Below are 23346 nucleotides of genomic sequence, written 5' to 3' on the forward strand. Positions count from 1 at the left end.
TATGGCAACAAACAATTTAGAACTACCAGGTGGGATAAAACCGATCAATGCCGTGCCTGTTGATGCTTATTATGGCCCATATGCAAACGCCGCTGAAGCCTGTAACGCAGTACCGATAAGTGTAAGATCAAGAGGTATCAGAAAAGTGGGCATTATTCAACCCGATGGCAGTGTGCTCGACTACTGGTGGCCGGGTGATCAAAATGATGCTGGTTTAGTTCCGTATTCTCCAGACTTGAGTGGCAAGGTTGATAAGAACGGCAATAAACAATTAAGTGATGAAAACTATAGCACAGCCGAAAAGATCAAGCTGGCTAACCTTGTTGATTATTATAAAGGCAAATATGCAAGCCTAAGCGCATTACAAACAGCTTTACCTACCGGCGCCGACGGCCAATATGTTATTGTAGATGCAGGTAGCGGCAGCGATGCCCAAGAATATATTTGGGATAGCAGCGACAATACATGGAAGCTTACCACCAACATACCGGCATCAACCTTTTCTGCGTTGGGTGGAGTACCTACCGACAATATAGCCTTAGGAGGAGTTATTAATAATATAAATACTGCTATAAATGGGAAAGCAAATCTTAATAGCGCGAATGCATTTTCAGGTTTGCAAACTTTTAATGATGGCGTTAATGTTCCTTTTGCGTCCGTAAGTGCAGGCAATGTTAATGCAATTACAATTGGTTCACTGGGTCGGAGTGTTTTAAGCCTTCCAGGTAACATTAGTTTAAATCTGGCAAACAACTCTGTTATATTTTTCGATAGCAATGGCGGAACAATTACTGTAAGCAGCATTAGCGCGTTTTCTACAGACCTGCCTTATCAATTTATATATTTTGCAAATAAAGGCTTATATGATGTTGTATTTAAATCTGGCTCTACAATCAAAACGCCCAGCGGCAATGACTTTGTGCTTAAATCCGGCAACTCAGTAACGGGTATAGCATCTTCATCTGATCCGCAAGCGCTCTTTATCATGAGTTCATCAGATACCAATTATACTCAGGCCGAAAAAGATAAATTAGCCAATTTTCCAGCTCATTTTAAAGGAAAATTTACAACCTTAACAAACGCACCTGCAACAGGAGAAGATGGAGATTACATCTACATAGACGCAGGCACCGGATCCAATGCTCTGGAATATATCTGGGATAGCAGTGACAATAAATGGACACCAAGCTCAAATACAGGCGCTTCAGGCTTCGGTCAGTTATCCGGTGCGCCTACAGACAACGCTTCGCTGGCGGGCATTCTAAATGCAAAAGTAGACAAAGCTACAGGCATGGGTTTGAGTACTAACGACTTTACCAATACTTTACTTAACAAATTAAATGGGATAGCCGCCGGAGCAACTGCAAATACAAAAGCAGACTACATAACTGTAAATAATGGCACCGACGACAACGGATACATAACATCTCTTGCTCTTGCCAATTACTTGCGAAGCTATGGTATTAAAATGGCAGGTATAGATATACAAGCATTTGATGGTCAGCAGCAACGCGGTATTACTTGGGCGGCTAATACAGATTATGGAAAGATTTTTTTCCATAGTACAGGTGATGGGCAATCGCAGCTTATTCTGATGGCCGGTGATAACGGCACTCAGGCCGACGGTGGGTCTACATCAGGCTGGTTATTTGTAAAGGATGTTATTACTGAATCATCCATGCCAAATGGCACCGTTATAGGTAATACCACCATCCAAAACATTGCAAAGGGTGATCAACGGCTGAAAGTTTTAGAACTTAACATTGACAATTTCAAATACCTGGGTTGGGATGTATGGCATTCTGGCAATATTAATAAACTAAAAGACGCTATAAGCTATTCGTCCGCAGGCGGAACACCACAAAAAGCCAACAGATCAATGCCGGCGCTGGCAACAACTACAGACAACCAGCTTGCCTGCAATACCGGTCTTTCTGTAATACCTACAAATAAAGGCTATGTAGCCGTACAGGTGAACGGTATTGGCGTTCCCGTTGGGGATGGTGTAAAAACGGACGCCTGCTATTTTAGTGCCGACAATGGATCAACTGCACGGGCAATCAATCTGATTCAAAACAATGACAAACTATACTGGAACGGCTCAATAGCTGGTTATCAGTTAGAAACTACAGACCTTATAGATTTTATTTACAATGGCTAACGGAACAAGAGGACAAATAGGAACTAAACAGATCAGAGACTTTACAATAAGCGTTAATGCTTTGATTACAGCTTTAAAAACAAGCACAGCAAACACCTGGCTGTTAAGGCAAACATATAATTTATTGAGGCTAACTCCATCGTCTACTAATAACACACCAACCCAGGGAGACATATGGTACGATTCGTTAGCCAACATCAACCTACAGGAAGCAGGCTATACCAACACGCTCCTTAAAAGGCAGGGAAATGCGGGTTGGGTTGGCTCTACCGTCCGTATGATTTCTGTAGGCACAACAGGGGACTTCGGTGCCACTAACGACGTGGTTGATGGTTATGTAAATGATGCCGATGTGCAGGCAGCTATTACAGGCGCAACTTTTACAAATGGCCGGGCAAGTGTCACCCCGGCAAATAACAAAACCCTTTACCAGGGACAAATTTATGCACCTGCCGGTTACCTGTATTTCGCTTTACAAGACAATGTGGCAGGTAGAATTCAATTAAGCTGATGGTAAGAACATTTAATAATAAACTGGTCACATACAGTAATCGTGTGCTAACCACATCCGGAGTTATATCATTTCTAGTTAATGGAAGTAATTTTGCAAGTTTTGGTGTATCTTTCTCAAGTTCCTCATCTATATTCATTGATTTTAGTGATGGGACAGGATTCCATCAGTATGAGGGAAATGCTAGCAATTCATTTAGAGTTGGCTTTCAATTATCAGCTACCCCAGGAGCGTATGTTTATAACTATACAGATGGTAAACCATCCTCTTATACAAGAAATATTAAAGTTATCATTCCTGAAAAAGATAAAGTTACTTCTATTAATGTTAATGATTTTGCTAGAGCTGGTCTGATTGCGTCTGTATTAAACCAAACTTTAAAAATAAGATTCAATGAACTTCAAAACTTAAACACTATTAACATTAGCCAGACTTATTTACTTGATTTTGATGATAGCTTTTTAAATAATAATTCTATAAAATCTCTGATATTTAACACTAATTCCTTTTATAAAACTAGTAAATATTCCGGCATAATACCAATAACAGTTCTAACAAAAAAACAATATAATTCTTTGACTTATTCAACATCCTTAGGTGGTATTGATTTTTCCATAAGCAACCTTGACAAGATCATTAATTTAAAAGACACACTTACAACATTATCATTAGCGGCATGTAATCTTAGTGATACTAATGGTAATAATGGCCCCCTACCTGACAATTTCTCGCAATTAAAAATCGCCTCATTATATTTAATAAGGAATAATTATACTAAACCACCTTCTATCTTAAACAGCATTCCTACAATCCAAAATTTCTTTGGTGGAGGTGTAAGTATAACAGATTGGGGAGATTTAAGCGGCCTTGTTAATCTTGTTAACTTTACAATGGATGAATGCCGTAATGCTCCTGCTTATTGTCCAGCTTATGTTACTAATTGGCCTAAACTTCGAATATTAAGATTTGTCAGCTTTAGTAAGGGTGGATCTGGTGGTGACAATACCAGTAATCCTGCCAGGTTAGATGCATTAATAAGTTCCATTTATAATATTTGGGACAAAAATGCGCCTAAAACTGGAAGCAACAATATCCAGTACAGAGGCGTACAATTATTTTTTGCAGCAGGTGAAGCGCTAACACAATCTGATGCGCCTGGGGGAACTTATCAACAGCCGAATGACTACGTTGCTGGCAGCAGCAATGGAACGCCTGTTAGTGCACGTGAAATGCTTTGGGTATTGGCTAATCAATATTCTTGTACAGTAATTTATAATAATTTATAGAATGTGATATCTTCTTTTAATTTCAGCTAAAATTAGTATTGTATTTGTTTAAAGCAGGAGTGCTATAGTGTATAGAACCTAACTTTGGGTGCCCAGAACGAGATTCGAACTCGTACATTCGAATGAATGCCACCCCCTCAAGATGGTGCGTCTACCAATTTCGCCACCTGGGCTGCAAGTATATTTGTTTGATTAAGTGCCCAGGGAGAGACTCGAACTCTCAAGAGACAATTCTCAACGGCTTCTGAGACCGCAACGTTTACCAATTTCGCCACCTGGGCTGTTAGACCTTAAATCAAACAGGGGCACAAATATAACTTTTCTGATCAAAATTCATGATTAAATACAAACTCAATTAAAAATTAATTATGCCTGTCGAGACAAGCCTCTTACGTACAATTAATAAAATCTCTATTTCGAGGTTAATTCATGGAAGTTGCTGTACTTGAACCTGAATTTACAAAAAGCTTTAAATGTATCTGCCGCTTTAATAATGCCACGCATGAGGTGTACACTGGCATAACGTTTTGGCCGGTATCTTGAAGATATAAATACTGCTACAAATCATCATAAACAAGCAAGGGGCTTAAAAGCCCCTTGCTTGTTTATGAACACTTATTATTTATGAAGCCATCAGGTAACCGATCTTATTTGCAAAATCCTGGTTATCCATTGATTTGATGTAGACTGATTCGCCTTCATCATTATTAATAACTTTGTTATAATTAGCGGCTACTACAATTACCGGTATATGTTTAAGATCATCGCTTTGTTTAATAAACTGGTAGATCTCATCTGCGCTGTCGTTAGCTAAAACATAATCCAGCAGTATCAGATCCGGTTTGTATGTTTTTGCAATCTTATATACATCAGACGGATCGGACGTGATATGCATATCCGAATAACCGTAAAACATAATTTCATGCGCAAGATTGAGAATGTCGTGGCCTCTATCGAGCAGTAACATCTTCTTATTCATATCCATGTGGCAAAGGTTAACCTAAAAAATTAATTTTTAATGAAGATTGATTATACATTATATATACGTTTTTTAGTGGCCTTACGATACATGAGCATTATTTAAAGAAGTATAAAATATTAATATTTAACATTTACAAAATCACAAGCATTTAAAAATCAGATCTTTATAAGTATCATCATATTTCATATTTAACAATTAAGGCCATTCTTTTGGATGGCCTTAATTGTTATGTAATATTATTGTAATTAAAGGTCTTTATTAATCTCCTTCAGTAAATATTCCTTGCGGTCTTCAATGTATTCCCAAAACATTACCCCGGCTAATCCATACTTTTTAACATAGTCACACTTGTTTTTCACCGACCATTCGTCGTCGTATGAGATAAACTGCATGGTATTAGGATTAAATAATATAGGTGCTTTAGCATCTTCGTCACGGTAATATTTAAAGCCGTTTCTGTTGGTTAAACTATCTTTGATATACGTATACCCACCCGCCGGCATGCGATCGGTACGTTTCATTCCCAAACCATGATTAGTGCTATCTGTCACCCTTGCTGAGCGGCCGTAGAAGGCAACGCCCATCACCAGTTTATTTGCCGGTACGCCCTCAGCTTCAAAAGCATGCACAGCCTGGTCGGCATCATCGCGGTTAAAGTATTTTTTTGAGGCATATAAATTCGTATGATGCACCGCTATACCCAGGCTATCCTGAAAGTAATCATAACTCATCAGGCTAACATAATCGAGCGAACGTGCTACCTTCCCCATTTCCGTATTCTTTAAGAAACGTTTAAATCCACCCACTGCTGTGGTAAGAAACATTTTTCTGCCTTTTTCTTTTTGTACGGTATTTAAATCCCTGCGCAAAGCTTCAAACATCAAAGTATAATTCTGCTTATCTTCCTTACGGAACACGTTACCCGCACCAATATCATTTGGGTATTCCCAATCGATATCCACGCCATCCAGATCATATTTCCGTACAATATCTACGGCACTTGCCGCAAAAGCTTCACGGGCAGTGTCAGTTAATACTGCATCTGAAAAATTACCGCTCCATCCCCAACCACCAATAGAAATAAGAATCTTCAGATCAGGGTTCTTTTTCTTTAAACTGTTCAGGTACCTGAAATTTGCAGTATCAGTTTTAGGTGTTTGTAACCAGGCGCGATTGTTCTTGATATTAACAAAGGCATAATTGATATGCGTGAGTTTACTGGGATCGACGAGTGAGGTATCAATCAACCCGTGATAACCGCCCACATATCCGATAATTACATATTTCTTCTTTTTATACTTATCTGCCTTGTGGCTGCCAATTGTAGCTGCCATCATAAACGGGATACAGGCAATTAATCCTGCTATGGCTGTAGCCCTTAGTTTTTTAAACTGTAACATATATTAAGTTAAATTTTTAAGCGTAAATGTCTTTTGTCCATCAACCCTGCAAGCCAGATCAGTAAGAATGAGATAAATACAGAACGTAATATTCCAGGTATGCCATTGTAAAACACTACCGGATACTTAACATGAAAAAGTTTTAAAAGATATACCTGGAAATAAGGCATCAGGTAACATGTAAGGGTGCTTGTACCCGCTGGCGCTATAAAAGCAAACCAATCCTTCTTTCCCTTCACATCAATCAGGTAAATGAAAAACTCAAATGCCAGCGTGGTAATACCAATGCAAATCACGATCCAAGAAGGTGTAGAATGGATCTTAGATATCCCTTCAGTATAAGGTCTTATAAACAAGCCGATCAGCAGTGTTGAAATTCCTATTGTGTTTAGCCACAACCATAAAGCGGATGATTTCCCAGCCTTAACCAAATATGCGAATAATTGTGAAACCAACACACCGCCCAATACCAGGGCAACCGACGAACCATCGCCTACTACTGGAAGCTGTAATTTCACATGAGCAAAATGTATACTCGTGTTAAATGCTATAAAAATCATCCAGCACAAAGCCAGTACTAAGCCTTTTCCTTTTGAGAAATAAAAGATTAGGGCACATACCAGGTACGACCAGCCAATGATACCTAATATCCCCCACCATGACGGGTGCATACCTGTAATTATATTTTCACCGCTGGTTTTATACAATATTGCCATTACAATCAATATCAGCACCCCGGCTATTTGTATGATATGCTTTTTAGTCTTAGCAAACGTTTCAGGATAATCAAGCCATATCATAAAGAAAGCAATCGTTACCAAAATTGCCCACACGGCTTTTGGTAGTATCGAAAACAACGAATTATACTCCTCCAGATTCACTTGGTAAAAGCCCATCACCAGTAGTGCCAAACTGCGGCTTAAAATGTAAAACACTATGCCTTTTGCAGAATCCCCTTTCTTTATCCGCGCATTAATGGCAAAAGGTAGCGATATGCCAACAATAAATAAAAACGCCGGAAAAATGGTGTCGGCAAAGCCTAGTGCATCCTGGCTGGCTTTAGCATGATCAATCCATTCCGGAATGTTTTTCACGTCACTTACATCGTTCACAAAGATCATCAGGAACATAGTGACCGCACGCAGCACATCAATTGATAAAAGCCGCTTGGGTAGTTGCTGCATTTATTATATGTTTTTATTACAGTTATAATTGGCCTTAACGAAAAGAACCCTGAAATTTCAGGGTTCTTAAACTTAGTAAAATATCATGAGAAGTAAGCTTAATTATGTGTATCAGACATGGTGATCACTAACTTACCGCCCTTCATAATGTCTTTGTAATCGATATAAAACTTATCGTAGCTTTCGCCATTTAAAGTGATGCTTTTAATGTAAATATTCTTTGGCGAGTTATGCAAAACCTGTACATCAAAAGTTTTATTACCCGGCAATTTAATGCTTGCTGAATTAATTGACGGGCTGCCAAACACATACTGTCCACCAACCGGATTAACCTGGTAAAAACCTAATGCAGATAATATATACCATGCCGACATCTGGCCAACATCTTCATTACCAATGATGCCATCAGGTTTTGCAGTGTAAAAATTATTGAGGATGAACCTTACTTTTTCAGCTGTTTTCCAGGGCTGGCCTGCAAATGCGTATAGATAGGTAATGTGGTGGCTTGGCTCGTTACCATGCGCATACTGGCCAATTAAACCGCTCACATCAGGCGATGCTTCTTTACCCATGTCGCCATGAGCTATAAATAACGAATCCAATTTTTTGATGAAAGGCTCTTTACCACCCATCAGGTCCATTAAGCCATCCACATCCTGCGGCACCAGCCAGGTATACTGCCATGCGTTACCTTCTGTATAATCATCGGCACGGTGGCGCGACATAAACGGACTGAATGGTGTACGCCATTCATTTGCTGATACACGGCCACGCATAAAGCCGGTTTGTTTATCGAAATAGTTTTGATAGTTATGCGCACGTTTGTTGAAGTAAACATAACCAGGCTCATCATTCATTAGCTTAGCCATTTGTGCTATACCGGCATCGTCAATTGAGTATTCAAGCCCCATTGCCACACTTTCAACAGTACTATCTGCGGGAATATAGCCTAACGACTTAACCCATTTAATTCCGCCGAAGTTGTCGCGCATGGCAGTTACTTTAACCGCTTCATAGGCCAGTTTGGTATCAAAATTTTTGAAACCCTTTACATAAGCATCAGCTATTACGGGTACGGCGCTGTAGCCAACCATGGTATTGGTTTCGTTACCCATTAAATGCCACATGGGCAAGCTGCCTTGCTGCTGATAAATCGCCAGCATGGTTTTTACCATATCATCCACACGTTCTGGCTGAATGATGGTATATAGCGGGTTCAAAGCGCGGTAAGTATCCCACAAAGAATAGGTAGTGGTATTTTGAAAATCTGCGTTTTGATGAACCAATTTATCTGTACCGCGATAGTCGTTATTCACATCGTTAAAGGTTGAAGGCGCTATCATGGTATGATACATGGCCGTATAAAACTTCTTCATCTGTGATAACGAATCTGTTTTAATCTTCACTTTTTGCAGCTCTTTATCCCATGCATGGTCGGCAGCAGCCATTATCTGTTCAAAGTTCCAGCCCGGTATCTCCTTTTTAATATTTAATAAAGCGTTTTCAGTACTTACTGGGGAAATACCTACTTTAATCATCACCTTTTCATTGGCCTTAGTAGCAAAGGTGATTACGCCTTTTACCTTTTTAGCTGTTAACGAGGTACCGCTTTTAAGTACAGTGGTATCATATACAGCAAACTTTTTAATCGGCTTTGAGAAAACCGCCGTGAAATACAGGCGCTGATCTTTTGCCCATCCTTTAGAAAAACGGTAACCTTCTACCGTAGTAGCATTAACCTGTTTGATGTAAGTATTGGTTGGCTGATCCCAGCCTATACCCTGTTCGAGATCAATAATGATGTGTGAATTGCTCGACTTAGGGAAAGTATATTCATGAAAGCCTACCCTGTTACTGGCTGTAAGCCTTACGCCAATATTGTAACGCTTTAATTTTACTTTGTAAAAGCCTGGGCGTACAGTCTCATCTTTGTGGCTGAATAAGGAATAGTAACCTTGTGCCTGTGTATCTTTTGGTCCGCCGGCATGTGTCATGATAGCCCCTGTTGTTGGCATTACAGAAATATCACCCAAATCGCCGATGCCCGTACCGCTTAAATGCGTATGCTGAAAACCAAGTATAGTCGAATCAGAGATGTGATAACCCGAGCACCAGTCCCACCCCTGGTGTATGTTGGTTGGCCCTAACTGTACCGCACCAAATGGCACCGAAGCACCAACAAATACGTGCCCGTGGAAACCCGTTCCAATTAGTGGATCTACATATTTAGTATAGCTTACAGGCGCAGCCGCGGCTTTGCCTTTAGTTTGGCTGTAAGCTGTTGAAAAGAGACTTAATAGCGCTAATGCGCTGAAGGTTACCTTCTTCATTTATATCAGATTCAAGTTTTAATTTAAAATTCCTATCTCGGCAATCTCCGCTTTATCGCCACTGATCACCCTTAATGGAACAAATTTAAAATATCGTGCTTTAATAGCGCTTTGCAGCGGCACTATCTGTAAAATCGGGTTCGATTTAATGTTCGAGAATTCGCCGTTTATAGCTTTAGTCCACTCCTTACCATCATTGCTGTAATAAAACTCGTAAGCATCCGTCATGCCATCGGTGTGTTTATCCTGACGCGGCAGGTAAGTAAAGCGCGAGATGCGCCTTTCGCTTCCTAAATCTACAACAAGGCCATATTTTTCACCAACAGGCACCTCTGCAAAAGTGTATGGATCATTATCAACCGCTTTTATCAGGTCTTTGCCTTTATCTTCATCAACAGAAATATGCCAGTCGGTTTTAACAGGGCCAAACTCAATAGTCTTCATATCGCTTCGCTTGCCGTTATCAAAGCTGGCTGCCTTAATAACGCCGCCGTTGGCCAGCATAAATGGATTATCATAAACCTTTGAGGAATTATTAGGCGCAGTCCCGTTAAGTGTATACAAAATTTTAGCTACAGGTGCTTCGGTTGTAATGCTTACCTCACCTTTCGCTGTTCTTTTAATTTCCGGTGCTGATAAATGTACCGGTTCTTTAAATAAACCGAAATCGCTTAAAGCAATACATACCGGCGAACCGGTGATACGAAGCCTTACCTTTTGCGCAGTAATATTTTGCGGCAGGCGGATTAGCCTATTTGCGCCTATACTGGTAGCTGTTGCTATTTGTTTCCAGCCTTTACCTTTTAAAACATCTACAGCTACACTTTCTATACGCTGGCCCAGCTTAATATTTTCGCGCAGGCGTATTACGTTAAATGTTTTTGGCTGATGCAAATCAACAATCAGGCTTGGTGTAGTTACCTTATCATCCGTAGCCCAGTAACTGTAACGATCATTATCGGTAAGGTGAGCGGTACCAAATTTCTGGTTGTTATGCCCTCGAACATTACTTGCCGTAAAGCTTGCCCCTTTAGCCAGGTTTACGGCGAAGGTTTGCTTAACAAGTTGCCCGAATGTTTTCAGGATTTTTTGGTCCTCCGGTGTAATGATACCTGTTTTGTCTGGAGACAGGCCCAGGTCAAGGCATGCGCCACGACCTACACTTTTGTAATAAAGATCCAGCAACTGATATGGCGATTTGCTTTGCCCATCCTGCGACTGGTGATAGAACCAACCTGAGCGTAAAGGAACATCACACTCTGCAGGCATCCAGTATTTACCGTCGCGTGTACCCTCTGTACCTAACCAATATTTAACTAATCCATTTGCAGGCTGTTTACCCGGCTCAGATGATTCAGGCGTATATGTTTCCCATGAAGTTTCACCTGCATGGCCTTCCTCGTTACCTACCCAACGCACATCGGCGCCTGCATCACCAAATATGGCGGCACCAGGTTGCATTTTCCGGGTGATAGCCCAGGTGTTTTCCCAATCGTAGTAAGTGCTGCGGTCAATGGTTCGCTGCTCCCGGGCTCCTCCATAAAAGCCGTCGCCGCCATTTGCACCATCATGCCACGACATAAAAAGCGGCCCATAATTACTGTATAGTTCCTTTAACTGCGCACGGTAGATCTCCAGGTATTCGGGTTTACCATAAAAAGTATTAGCACGATCCCACGGCGAGCAATATATACCAAGCTTCATGTTCAGCTTATCACAAGCCTGTTGATATTCTTTCACCACATCGCCTTTACCACCTTTATAAGGGCTTTGGCTAATATTGTGCGACGTTGTGCGCGTAGGCCAAAGACAAAAGCCATCGTGGTGTTTAGCCACTACAACAATGCCTTTAAAACCACCAGCTTTAGCTGCACCAACAATCTGGGCGGCGTTGAAACCTGACGGATCAAACAATGAATTAGGCTCGTCGCCATAGCCCCACTCCTTATCATCAAAAGTGGCCATGCTAAAATGTATAATACAATACATTTCTGTTTCCTGCCATTTGATCTGCCTGTCTGTAGGCAAAGCACCGTATGGTTTGGGAGCCGGCTGAGCAAATACTGCAGCGGCCAGTAATGACAATTGCGCAAAAAGTAAGAGACGTTTAGTCATAAGCTTTTAATTGTTAAACCAATTTGCAGGAACATCAGCAGGAGCCGAACCATTTAAACTGTATTGTAGTTTAAGCGTATAGCCACCGCCACCTTCAACAAAGTTAAGCTCAAAAGGATGTAATCCTTTTTGCATTGCAGCTTGTCCGCTTTTTTCAACCGGCGAGTGCATGCCGTCGTTATCTATCGTTAACTGGTCGTCGATTCTTAATACACCAGCATCATCACACGTTAAAAAGAAGGTATAGATACCCGTTTGCGGCACATTAATATAACCTTTATAACGTAAGCCAAATGATGGTGCATTTACCTCTTTAGGTACAACAATGCCATTTACGGTAAATTGTTGTATGCCTGATGTGCTTTCCGGAATTTTAGTTGTGCCATTAAACTCACCGGGATAATAAAACACTTTTATACCTTCATTCGCTTCCGCTTTTTTTGCAGGTACGTAATCCTGCTGTTTGTATTTAATGGTATAAACATCTCCACGGCGGCCCTCTTTAGTGAAGGTGGCAATTTTTAAATCCTGCGGTTTATTAATTACATAATTATTTAATATCGGCGAAGTAGCTACTGGTAGGGAGCCATCATTAGTGTATCTGACTGTCATACCCGGCAGCGGGGCTTTTACCGTAACTGTTTCGCTTTTTACAAACACCTTGGTATCAATCATTCCGTCCAGATCTGGCATACGGTAATTTACATGCAATGCATCCAGTCGTGGGAATTGCGCGATTGACCGTTGCACATAGCTGTCATATTTAGATTGGTCATTGGTCCATAGCAATTCGGCTAATGCAGTCATGCGCGGCATGAGCTGATAGTCGGCACGTTTTTCAGATGGGATGCGTTCGCTCCATAGTTCTGCCTGTGCACCGATAATCAGCTTTGCCTGTTCTTCGTTTAGCCCTGCAGGTATGGGGTTAAAGAAGTAAATATTCTTAGCGGAATTTTTATCGTATTTATTATCAAAGTACAAAGGGTTACCCGGAGCCATAACTACCTGGTTACCATTTTTAGCTGCTTTGATTGGCGCTTGCGGCACCCATACACGCCAGTACATAATTATTGCAGATGGCGTTACGCCACCTTCGAGCACTTCATCCCAACCCACCATTTTACGGCCATGCGCATTAAAGAATTTTTCCATGCGGTTGATGAAATAGCTTTGCAGGGCAGGCAGGTCTTTAATTCCTTCTTTTTCCATCAGTGCTTTACAGGCATCTGATTTTGCCCAGTCAGAACGATCAACCTCATCACCGCCGATATGTATATATTTAGAAGGAAAAATATCCATGATCTCTGTAAATACATTCTGCGCAAACTCGAAGGTGCTTTCGTTACAAGGGCATATTGGCTTGGTAAACAATTTACCCCAGCTGTTTTCGCCGTTACAGGTTAAAAAGGGATAAGCATTAATGGCAGCCATCATGTGGCCCGGCATATCAATTTCGGGTACGATATTAATGTGCCTTGCAAGTGCGTAAGCAACAACGCCTTTCATTTCCTGCTGAGTATAAAAGCCGCCATAAAGTGTTTTACCGTTGCGGTGTATAATTTGCGACTGATCAATAGCCATATCCGGGTTAGTCTCTGCCATCTTCATACAGGCAGTATCCTGGTTATTAAACGTGCGCCACGCCCCTTCTTCCGTAAGCTTAGGATATTTCTTGATCTCTATTCTCCAGCCCTGGTCATCAGTTAAATGCAGGTGCAGCGTGTTCATTTTATATAAGGCCAGCAGATCGATAAACTTTTTAAGATAGCTAACCGAGAAAAAGTGCCTTGATACATCAAGGTGAACGCCACGCCAGTTGTATGACGGCGCATCCTGTATGGTTACAGCTGGCACATTGAGCGTTGCATGCCTTACCGGGATTTCGATATCGGCAGGCAGTAATTGTCTGATGGTTTCCACCGCCCTGAATGCTCCGGCAGGTTCTTTTGCTGCAATAACTATTTGCTTTGGGTTAACGGTTAGTTCATAACCCTCTGTTTCTGTAATAGCAGCACTGTATTTAAATAGTATTCCGGCGTTAGTGCTCTTGACTATTGCTAATGGCTTCCCTATTGTTTTACTTAGTATATCATTCAGCTGCTTGCCCTCATTAGCAAATTGACCTGGAACTCCTATGGTAGTTTTACTACTGATAGCAAAAACGCCATTGCCTGCTTCCAGGTGTTTTGGATAAGGTATGATTGTAAATTTTTGATCAGTACCTTGTGCATATACACTTCCCAGCAATGCAGAAAATACCCAAAATAACGTAAACAGCTTTTTCATGAATAAAATGTAAGAATACAACCAAGAACCTATAACAGAATGCAATGACAGCCACTTATCAACGGTCAACTTAAATAAGATCTGCAATCATTCAGTTTTATTTTACATATTTAACTATTTTAATTAAATAGCCAAACTTTTTAAAATATTTTAGAAACTATGAATCTCTTGATGAAGTTCACCGCTGCTGCTATGCTGGTTGCAGGGACACAATTTTGCATGGCGCAAGACAAGCCAACTTACCTTAATGCTAACCTGCCTGCCGAAGTAAGAGCCGATGATTTGATCAAGAAATTAACGCTTACCGAAAAAGCTTTATTATTAGGTTACCGCAGCAAAGCAATTGATCGTTTAAACATACCGGCTTACAACTGGTGGAATGAAGGTTTACATGGCGTAGCTCGTGCAGGCGAAGCCACCATTTTCCCCCAAGCTATTGGGCTTGCAGCAACATTTAATCTAAAGCTTGTAACCGAAATTGGTGATGTAATTTCTACTGAAGCCCGTGCAAAAAATAATTTGGCTATCCGTCGCGGCGACCGCGGCATGTACGTAGGGCTTACTTACTGGTCGCCCAACATTAACATATTCCGTGACCCGCGCTGGGGACGCGGACAAGAAACCTACGGCGAAGATCCTTATTTAACCAGCCAGATCGGCATGGCCTATGTGAATGGCATGCAGGGTAACATACCGGGTAAACTAAAGATATCTGCTACTGCAAAACACTTTGTGGCACACAGCGGACCTGAGAATACCCGTGATTACTTTAATTCTATAGTAAGCGACCGCGATTTACATGATACCTATTTATATGCGTTTAACAAATTGGTTAAAGGCGGGGTATCCAGCGTAATGACTGCTTATAACAGCGTGAATGGCGTACCCAACTCTGTAAATAAAGACCTGCTTAATATTGTAAAAAAAGATTGGGGCTTTAAAGGATATATTGTTACAGATTGCGGTGCTTTAGATGATGTATTTGCTACGCACAAATATGTAAAAACACCTGCCGAAGCTGCTGCCGGAGCAATTAAGGCCGGCATCAACCTGGATTGTTCGGCAGTATTGCAATCTGACGTGGTGAAAGCAGTTGAGCAAAAACTGATCACTGAAAAGGATGTAGATGCTGCTTTAAAACCCTTGTTGCTTACCCAATTAAAATTAGGGTTCTTTGATAATCCTGATACTTCGCCTTATAAAAATTACCTGGCCGATAGTATTCATAACCAGCCACACGTAGACCTTGCCAAACAAGCTGCATTACAAAGCATGGTGCTGTTAAAAAACGACAACAATGTACTGCCATTAAAAAACAACAGCTATAACAGCATTATGGTAGTTGGCCCTAATGCTGCTTCTTTAGATGCCATTGTTGGCAGCTATCACGGAGTGAATTCGCGCATGGTAAATTTTGTGGAAGGCTTTTCGGCAAATGTCGACAAAGGCACACGTGTAGAATATGACCTTGGCGCAGGCCAATGCGACACCACCCACTTTGGTGGTATCTGGGGAGCCGGTAATGCTGATGTTACTGTTGCGGTTATCGGTTTAACACCTGTAGACGAAGGTGAAGCCGGCGACGCATTTTTATCAGTTGCAGGCGGCGATAAAAAAACACTGGCATTGCCTGCAAGCCATGTTGCTTTTATGAAAGCTTTAAGAAAAGGTGTAAAAAAACCTATCATTGCCGTAGTGACAGCAGGCAGCGATGTTGACATTGCCTCGATAGCGCCTTATGCTGATGCCATCATTTTAGCCTGGTACCCGGGCGAGCAAGGCGGTAATGCACTGGCAGATATCGTGCTTGGCAAAGTTTCACCATCAGGCCGATTGCCGTTAACCTTCTATAATTCTGTGAACGATCTGCCAGCTTTTGATAATTATGGAATGAAAGGCCGTACGTATCGCTATTTTAAAGGGCAGGTACAATATCCGTTTGGCTATGGATTAAGCTATACTACGTTTGATTATGAACCTGCACAGCTAACCAAAACAAAGTATAAAGAGACTGACTCATTAACTGTAACCTGTAAACTGACCAACAAAGGCAGCATGAAGGGCGATGATGTGATACAGGCTTATGTAGAATATCCGGCTATTGACGGTTTACCCGTTAAAGAACTGAAAGCCTTTAAACGCGAAACGTTAGCCGCTGGCGAGTCAAGCGATATTACGTTAACAATCCCGGTAAGTGAATTAAAGAAATGGGATCCGGCTCAGAAAAAGGCTAAGCTTTATCCCGGAAAGTATACGATTAAAGTTGGTGAGAACTCCCGCGACAATAAATCAGTTGGTGAATTTACCATAGGCAAATAAACAAGAAGGGCGGCTAAATTAGCCGCCCTTCTTGTTTAATATTAGTAGGCGTTGTTAATTATATGCTAATTTAAATACGGCTGCATGTTTTAGGTTATTAACCGCTGATGCCATTTGCAAATGCACACCACTACCGTTAACCTTCCATTTCACACTTTGCTTAGAACCCAATAGTGTTACCTTTTTCAAGCCTTTTACATTATCCAGTTTAATATCCATAGCGGCTGGTACATTCACCTGCTCACCATTACCCATAACAAAGGCATAAATAGCTTTACCATTTTTAGATTGTGAGTAGTAGACGTTGCCATCAGAATATGGAGCAACGGCTTTAGAACCATATATCGCTTCGCCATTGATATTAATCCATTCGCCAATACCTTGTAAACGCTTATAAGCTTCAGTATCCCAATCACCATCAGGACCGGGGCCGATGTTCATTAGCAGGTTACCGCCTCTTGATACAATCTTCACTAATAACTGTACTATGGTTGATACTGATTTATACTGATCATTCGGCACATAGCTCCATGAGTTACCCATGGTAATACAGGACTCCCAGGGATGGTCAAGCGGTGCAGCAGGCACTTCCTGCTCTGGTGTAGTGTAATTTTCATATTCGCCGCTAACGGTACGATCCACTACAATTAATCCCGGCTGGTGCTGCCTGGCCATAGTTGCAATTTTAGGCATATCAATATCCTGATTAAATTTAATGCCCTTCTGCCAGTCAACAGTAGTATCAACGGTGCTAAGCGGCCTAACCCATCCACCATCAAGCCATAAAATATCTACATTACCATAACCGGTCATTAATTCCTGGATCTGGTTATAAGTAAAATCTTTAAACTGGTTCCATTTATCCGGGTGCTTGGCGGGATCATAATTTACGTTACGGTCTTTAGGCGGAAAATACGGCCACCAGTAATAAGGTGAATGCCAGTCGGGTTTTGAGAAGTAAGCGCCGATCATAAAATTCTGCTTCCTGAACGCATTAAATATTTCTTTGGTAACGTTTGCACGCGGATTTTTTGAGAACGGAGTTTTAGGATCAGTGATCTTGTAGTCGCTTTGCTTGGTATCAAACATGGCAAAGCCATCATGGTGCTTGGTGGTGAAGATCACATACTTCATCCCGGCAGTTTTAGCGGCCTGCACCCATTTTTCAGGATTAAATTTTACGGGATTAAAAGTTGTCTGTAAATTTTCGTAAGCCTTAACGTATCCGGCGTAGGTTGCAGAGTAAGGCCCTTTCCTTTGTGTCCACCCTTCATCCTCGGGGCAAATGCTCCAACTTTCTACAACTCCCCACTCACTATAAGTTCCCCAGTGCATAAATAAGCCGAATTTGAGGTCTTGCCAGTTTTTAATTTTCTGCTGAACCGCAGGATCAGATGGAAAAATGTATTTTTTTGACATGTTATGTTGCTGGGCAACAACCGTCCCGGAAAATAAAATTCCTATAAAAATACTTGTTACTAAATTGTAAATGTGCGATTTCATTATCATCAATTTTATAAAAAGAAAGGTGGCTTGCTAAACCGTTTTAGTGAACAGATTTGATGCTTTTCAGAACAACTAATATTTGGCATTTTTAAGCTTATCTGCAATCACATTTGGCAAAATATAACGCTAAGCTTAAGATTAAAGGTATACGTTTTATTTTAAAAAGAAACTTAACTTTTTAAAATATTTAAAGAAGTTATTTGCGTTGTGTAAAATTAATATTACTTTAGGGATCAAGTTTAGTTAAAAAGCATAAGTGAAATTGTGAGAAGGTTTCAGCTTTTTAGCTATGTTCGCTCAAAAATCTAATAAACGATAATACAATTATGAACAGCTCCTAAAAAGTAAAATCTGATTATTGCGTAAGCATTAAATTTTACCCTACCCAACTATTCAACCCCCAACAAATCAACTAAAATGAAAGTATTAGACAAACTTTACCCACTGCAAAGCAGGCCTGCAGAAGCCAGACGGGACATGGTAGTCAAGGCAGCATTTGCCTCGTTCTTATTACTAAGTCTACATGCATCGGCTTCAGTTAAACCTGATTATCAATCAAATAATTTAAAAGCTTATAAAACAGTATCTACTAAGCTACAACGCAACGCTCGCGTTACCGGTCATGTCCTTGACGAAAAAGGCCAGCCACTGATCGGTGTTTCTGTAAAAGTTAAAGGCGCTTCAAATGGTGTAGTAACTGATGTTAATGGTGATTTTACCTTAAACGTTCCGGATAATGGCACGTTGGTATTCTCATATGTTGGTTATCAAACACAAGAAGTTGCTGTTGGCGGCAGAAGCACGATACGTGTAAGCATGACTCCTTCGGCTAATAACTTAACTGAAGTGGTTGTAACTGCGTTAGGTATCAAAAAAGACGAGAAAAAATTAGGTTATGCCGTATCAACAGTAAGCGGCAATGACCTTAACAAAGCAAAAGAATCAAACGTTGCCTTATCATTAGAAGGCCGCGTGGCTGGTTTGAGCGTTGGCGCTTCAAACGGCGGCCCTGGTTCATCAGCAAGAGTTTTATTACGTGGCTTAACCAGCTTTACCGCAGGATCACCATTATACGTTATTAACGGTGTACCTATGGACAACACACAGCGTGGTGCTTCAGGCGAGTGGGGCGGTGCCGACTACGGTGATGGTATCTCAAACATCAACCCTGATGATATCGAGTCAATGACTGTATTGAAAGGCCAATCAGCGTCAGCGCTTTACGGTTCACGTGCAGCGAACGGTGTAATCTTGATCACTACCAAATCAGGCAAGAAAAATTCTGCTTTTGGTGTAGAGGTTAACAGCAACGTTCAATTTGACAAACCTGTTAATAACACAGATTATCAAACCACTTATGGACAAGGTGAAAACGGTGTTAAACCAACAACCGCTGCAGGTGCATTAGCTTCAGGTAACTTAGCCTGGGGTGCTAAAATGGACGGTTCACAAGTTATTCAGTTTGACGGAAAAAGCTATGCTTATTCTCCGGTAAAAAACAACTGGCTTTCATTTTACCGTACAGCGCCAAGCTTTACCAACTCTGTATCTTTATCAGGCGGTGGCGATGGTGGTGCATTCCGCTTATCATTAGCTGATGCGCGTTTAAATTCAATCGTTCCAAACAGTTATCTTGACAGAAAAACCTTCAACTTTAATGGCAGCCAACAAGTGACCAAAAAATTTGAAGTAACTGTTATTGCCAACTATTTAATTGAGAACAGCAAAAACAGATCTGCATTGAGCGATGGCCCGGGCAACCCTAACAACGTACAGTTCTTAGCACCAAACGAAGACCAAAGCATCCTTGCACCAGGTGTAACAGCAAGTGGCAGAGAGCAAAGCTTTACCAATGACACTTATGTAACTAACCCATATTTCGCAGCTTATAACTTTGTTAACAACACGCAAAGAAATCGTTTGATTTCATCATTAGCAGGTAAATACAGCTTTACTAACTGGATTTATGCACAAGCTCGTTTAGGTTATGATAACTCAAACGATAGCAGGTTAAACATTGAGCCAACAGGTACTGCATACCGTAATGATAATGGTACGATGAATACCAACACTACGCAAACTACCGAGTTTAACGCAGACGGTTTGATCAATGCTAAACATGATCTTGTTAAAGATTTATTGAACTTAGACCTTACTGTTGGTGGTAACATCCGTAAATCAAACTACTACGGTACTTATATTAACGGTAACGGTGGTCTTATCATCCCTTACTTCTACAGTATCACCAACTTCCCAAGTCGTAACAGCGGTATTGTTGACGGTGCAAACAAAAAACAAGTTAACTCTGCATACTATTCAGCAGACTTTGCCATTAAAGACTTCTTAGTATTAAGTACAACTGGCCGTTATGACGCTTATAGCAGTATTTCAAGCAGCGTTGGCCGCGGTATTTTCTCTCCATCTGTATCAGGCAGCTTTATCTTCTCTGATCTTTGGAAAATGCAAAATGTAGACTTTGGTAAAGTACGTTTATCTTATGCACAAACCAGCGGTGACCCTGCAGCTTATGCAAACGCAGTTTACTATGGTTTAGCTAACTCAATTAACGGTACACCAGCAGGTACTTTCAGCTCACAACTACCTAACTTATTCTTAAAACCATATACTTTAAGAGAGATTGAGGCTGGTTTAGAAATGAAAATGTTTGGTGACAGATTAGGTTTTGACCTTGCTGTATTCTCAAGAAAAACTAAGAACGAGATCATCAACAGTACTATTGACTGGTCAAGTGGCTATAATAACGCTTACATCGGTACTGGTTCAACTCAAAACAGAGGTGTCGAAGTGGAAATCCATGGTACTCCGGTTAAATCAGGTACTTTCTCATGGTCTCCATCATTCAACTTTACTTACGTAAAAAACAAAATCCTTCAAACAGATCCGGCTACAGAATCAAACATTGGCTTCGGTACTTACCGCCCGCTTAATGCAAACTTAGCATTAGTAGTAGGTTTGGCAGGCCCTCAGATCATGGCTAATGATTACGTACGTAACGCACAAGGTCAGATCATTATTGATGCTAATGGTTACCCTGTTAAAGGTGATCTTAAACCAATGGGTTCTACTACACCTAAATTCTATGGTGGTTTAAACAACAACTTTACTTACAAAAACTTCAACTTATCATTCCTGGTTGATTACCGTTTTGGATCTAAAGTATTGTCAGCTACTTCTTACTACAGTGTATTCCGTGGTTTAAACAAATCAACTTTACCTGGCCGCGAAACTGGTGTAGTTGCAGCTGGTGTACATGCTGATGGTACTCCTAACACTACCAATGTTCCTGCAGAACTTTACTATCAGGAGCTTGCACGCAGAATCTCTGCTAACAACGTGTTAAACGGCGACTTCATCAAATTACGTCAGGTTACTTTGGGTTACAACTTGCCAAAATCAATCATTGCACGTAGCCCGTTCGCAGGTGTTAACATTGCATTTGTTGGACGTAACCTTTGGACTATCATGAAGAAATCTGACAACATCGATCCGGAATCAGGTTTCTCTAATGACGTAAGATATGCAGGTATCGAAGGTACCAGCTTACCAATGACCAGAACTTTTGGTTTCAATCTTAACTTTAAACTTAAAAACTAAGAGCAATGAAAAAAGGATTAATATATAGTTGCCTTCTTGCTGGTACTGCTTTGGTTGCAGGGTGTACCAAGAATTTCGACAAGGTAAACACAGACCCTAATAAAACAACCGCTGCAACATTTGTACCGGACTACCTGATGTCTCAGGCGCAATTAACATTCTCGCAAACTGGTTACGATCAGTTATTGTTCCAGAGTATGTGGATCCAAGGCCTGGCGTCAACTTTCGACTACTATGGCAACGGTGATAAATATGTACTGAGAGGCAGCGGGACAGGTTACTATAACCGTACATGGAACCGCGGATACAGCGCGTTAACTTTGGTTGACGAAATGAAAAACCTGATAAAAGGTAATGCTGCACATAGCAACCTTGACGCATGCGGTACTATCTTGCGTGTAATGTTTATGCAACGTGTTACCGATTTATACGGCGATGCGCCATATTCACAAGAGGGCCAGGCTAAAAGTGGTGTCACTACACCTATTTTTGACAAACAGCAGGACATATATACTGCAATGTTAACCCAGCTTGACGGTGCTATTACTGCTTTAGATGCTACTAAAGACAAACCGGCAGCAGACCTTTTCTACAAAGGCGATATTTCTGCGTGGAAGAGAATGGCTAACACCTTAATGCTGCGCGTAGCTATGCGTTTAACTAAAGTTGACCCTGCTACTGCACAAAAATATGCGGAGAAAGCCTATGCTAACGGCACTATGAGCAGTATTGCTGATAACGCACGTGTACAAACTGATAACACCAATGGTAACCCAAGCGATAACGCTAATGCTTACCTTGTACCAGACGATTACAGGGAAGTACGTTGGGCTAAAACCCTGATGGATTATCTTCAGGCTAACTCTGATCCGCGTATCTCTGCCATTGGCGAAATTGCTATTGGTAACGGTAAAGCCGCTAACCAGGTTCTGGCTGCTGGTGATAACACTGCAAGCTTACAAATTGGTTTACCTAACGGTTATGATTTATTAGGTGGTTCTACTGACGTATCTAAAGCACCTGGCTACCCTGGCGCTACACCTGCTGCTTCTGCAACAGACGCTCCTGCTCCGCTTGGTAAATATTCACGTCCAAGATTTGCCGTTTATGGTGATAAAAGCGGTGTTAACATGATTCTTACTTATGGTGAATCTGAGTTACTACTTGCTGAAGCTGCTTCAAGAGGCTGGAACACTGGCGTTGCTGCTGTTCACTTTGCTAATGCTTTAGCTGCCGACATGCAATCGCTTTCACAACTGAACGGCACTCCTGCTGCCAGCGTAAGTGCAACTGATATTGCTGCATATGTAGCTGCTCACCCATTAGTGCCTACTACTGCATTACAGCAAATCAATACAGAGTACTGGGTGGAAACAACTACTACCTGGAACTTTAATGAGGCTTATGACAACTGGAGAAGATCTGGTTACCCTGTGTTAACTCCTGTGAAATACTCAGGCCAATACACAGATGGCTCAATCCCTCGCAGAATGCCTTACCCAATCACCCTTCCTCAAACAAACGGTGCAAACTACTCTGCTGCCGTTTCAAGACAAGGTGCTGATAACTTCCAAACTCGCGTTTGGTGGGATAAGTAATAAGTATTACCATTTTAAAAAGAAGAGAGGCAATTGTCTCTCTTCTTTTTTTA

At 41.2% G+C, this 23346-nt stretch carries 13 protein-coding genes and 2 tRNA genes; 6 read left to right on the forward strand and 9 right to left on the reverse strand.

The annotated features are described in order from the left end of the window. Position 1: 1 nt before the first annotated feature. From PQ461_RS17165 to PQ461_RS17175, 3 genes are read left to right on the forward strand one after another with little or no spacing between them, the layout of a single operon-like run. Positions 2–2161, forward strand: a complete 2160-nt coding sequence (locus PQ461_RS17165) for a hypothetical protein (protein WP_274206766.1) — start codon at positions 2–4, stop codon at positions 2159–2161. Beyond that, positions 2154–2672, forward strand: a complete 519-nt coding sequence (locus tag PQ461_RS17170) for a hypothetical protein (protein ID WP_274206767.1) — start codon at positions 2154–2156, stop codon at positions 2670–2672. Before PQ461_RS17165 ends, PQ461_RS17170 begins: the two co-directional genes overlap by 8 nt. Next, positions 2672–3958 carry a hypothetical protein gene (locus PQ461_RS17175; RefSeq protein WP_274206768.1) on the forward strand — a complete coding sequence of 429 codons (1287 nt, stop codon included), beginning with the start codon at positions 2672–2674 and terminating at the stop codon, positions 3956–3958. Before PQ461_RS17170 ends, PQ461_RS17175 begins: the two co-directional genes overlap by 1 nt. 89 nt (positions 3959–4047) lie before the next feature. Here PQ461_RS17175 and PQ461_RS17180 read toward each other — a convergent pair. The 8 genes from PQ461_RS17180 to PQ461_RS17215 all read right to left on the reverse strand — a co-directional run bounded on the left by PQ461_RS17180 (position 4048) and on the right by PQ461_RS17215 (position 14255). Next, positions 4048–4131: transfer RNA gene (locus PQ461_RS17180), tRNA-Leu, on the reverse strand. Between the two features lie 24 nt (positions 4132–4155). Further along, a tRNA-Leu gene (locus PQ461_RS17185) sits at positions 4156–4239 on the reverse strand. A 341-nt stretch (positions 4240–4580) separates the two neighbouring features. Beyond that, complete coding sequence (locus PQ461_RS17190) at positions 4581–4937, reverse strand: PleD family two-component system response regulator (RefSeq protein ID WP_274206769.1); 357 nt, start codon at positions 4935–4937, stop codon at positions 4581–4583. A gap of 248 nt (positions 4938–5185) precedes the next feature. Beyond that, positions 5186–6340: a glycoside hydrolase family 18 protein gene (locus tag PQ461_RS17195; protein ID WP_274206770.1), complete on the reverse strand. Its 1155-nt coding sequence runs from the start codon at positions 6338–6340 to the stop codon at positions 5186–5188. Between the two features lie 8 nt (positions 6341–6348). Then, the gene (locus PQ461_RS17200; protein ID WP_274206771.1) at positions 6349–7524 is read right to left on the reverse strand and encodes a DUF5009 domain-containing protein; all 1176 of its coding nucleotides are present in this window, start codon (positions 7522–7524) and stop codon (positions 6349–6351) included. Positions 7525–7622: 98 nt separating this feature from the next. Continuing rightward, a complete protein-coding gene (locus PQ461_RS17205) occupies positions 7623–9854 on the reverse strand; it encodes a GH92 family glycosyl hydrolase (protein ID WP_274206772.1) in 2232 nt (743 codons plus the stop codon). An 18-nt stretch (positions 9855–9872) separates the two neighbouring features. Continuing rightward, positions 9873–11969, reverse strand: coding sequence for an alpha-L-fucosidase (locus PQ461_RS17210; protein WP_274206773.1), 2097 nt, complete (start codon positions 11967–11969; stop codon positions 9873–9875). A 6-nt stretch (positions 11970–11975) separates the two neighbouring features. After that, positions 11976–14255: a family 20 glycosylhydrolase gene (locus PQ461_RS17215; RefSeq protein WP_274206774.1), complete on the reverse strand. Its 2280-nt coding sequence runs from the start codon at positions 14253–14255 to the stop codon at positions 11976–11978. 171 nt (positions 14256–14426) lie between these two features. Between PQ461_RS17215 and PQ461_RS17220 the strand changes: the two genes are divergently transcribed. After that, positions 14427–16574: a glycoside hydrolase family 3 N-terminal domain-containing protein gene (locus PQ461_RS17220; protein ID WP_274206775.1), complete on the forward strand. Its 2148-nt coding sequence runs from the start codon at positions 14427–14429 to the stop codon at positions 16572–16574. A 54-nt stretch (positions 16575–16628) separates the two neighbouring features. Here the strand turns inward: PQ461_RS17220 and PQ461_RS17225 are convergent, their stop codons facing one another. After that, positions 16629–17993 carry an alpha-L-fucosidase gene (locus PQ461_RS17225; protein ID WP_274206776.1) on the reverse strand — a complete coding sequence of 455 codons (1365 nt, stop codon included), beginning with the start codon at positions 17991–17993 and terminating at the stop codon, positions 16629–16631. A 504-nt stretch (positions 17994–18497) separates the two neighbouring features. Here PQ461_RS17225 and PQ461_RS17230 point away from each other — a divergent pair. Continuing rightward, positions 18498–21695 (forward strand): SusC/RagA family TonB-linked outer membrane protein, encoded by a 3198-nt coding sequence (locus PQ461_RS17230; protein WP_274206777.1) that lies wholly within the window; start codon positions 18498–18500, stop codon positions 21693–21695. Positions 21696–21700: 5 nt separating this feature from the next. Next, entirely contained in the window at positions 21701–23293 is a 1593-nt protein-coding gene (locus tag PQ461_RS17235) for a SusD/RagB family nutrient-binding outer membrane lipoprotein (RefSeq protein ID WP_274206778.1), read from the forward strand. The last annotated feature ends 53 nt before the right edge of the window (positions 23294–23346 follow it).

The sequence above is a fragment of the Mucilaginibacter sp. KACC 22063 genome, from assembly GCF_028736115.1.
Lineage (GTDB): Bacteria > Bacteroidota > Bacteroidia > Sphingobacteriales > Sphingobacteriaceae > Mucilaginibacter.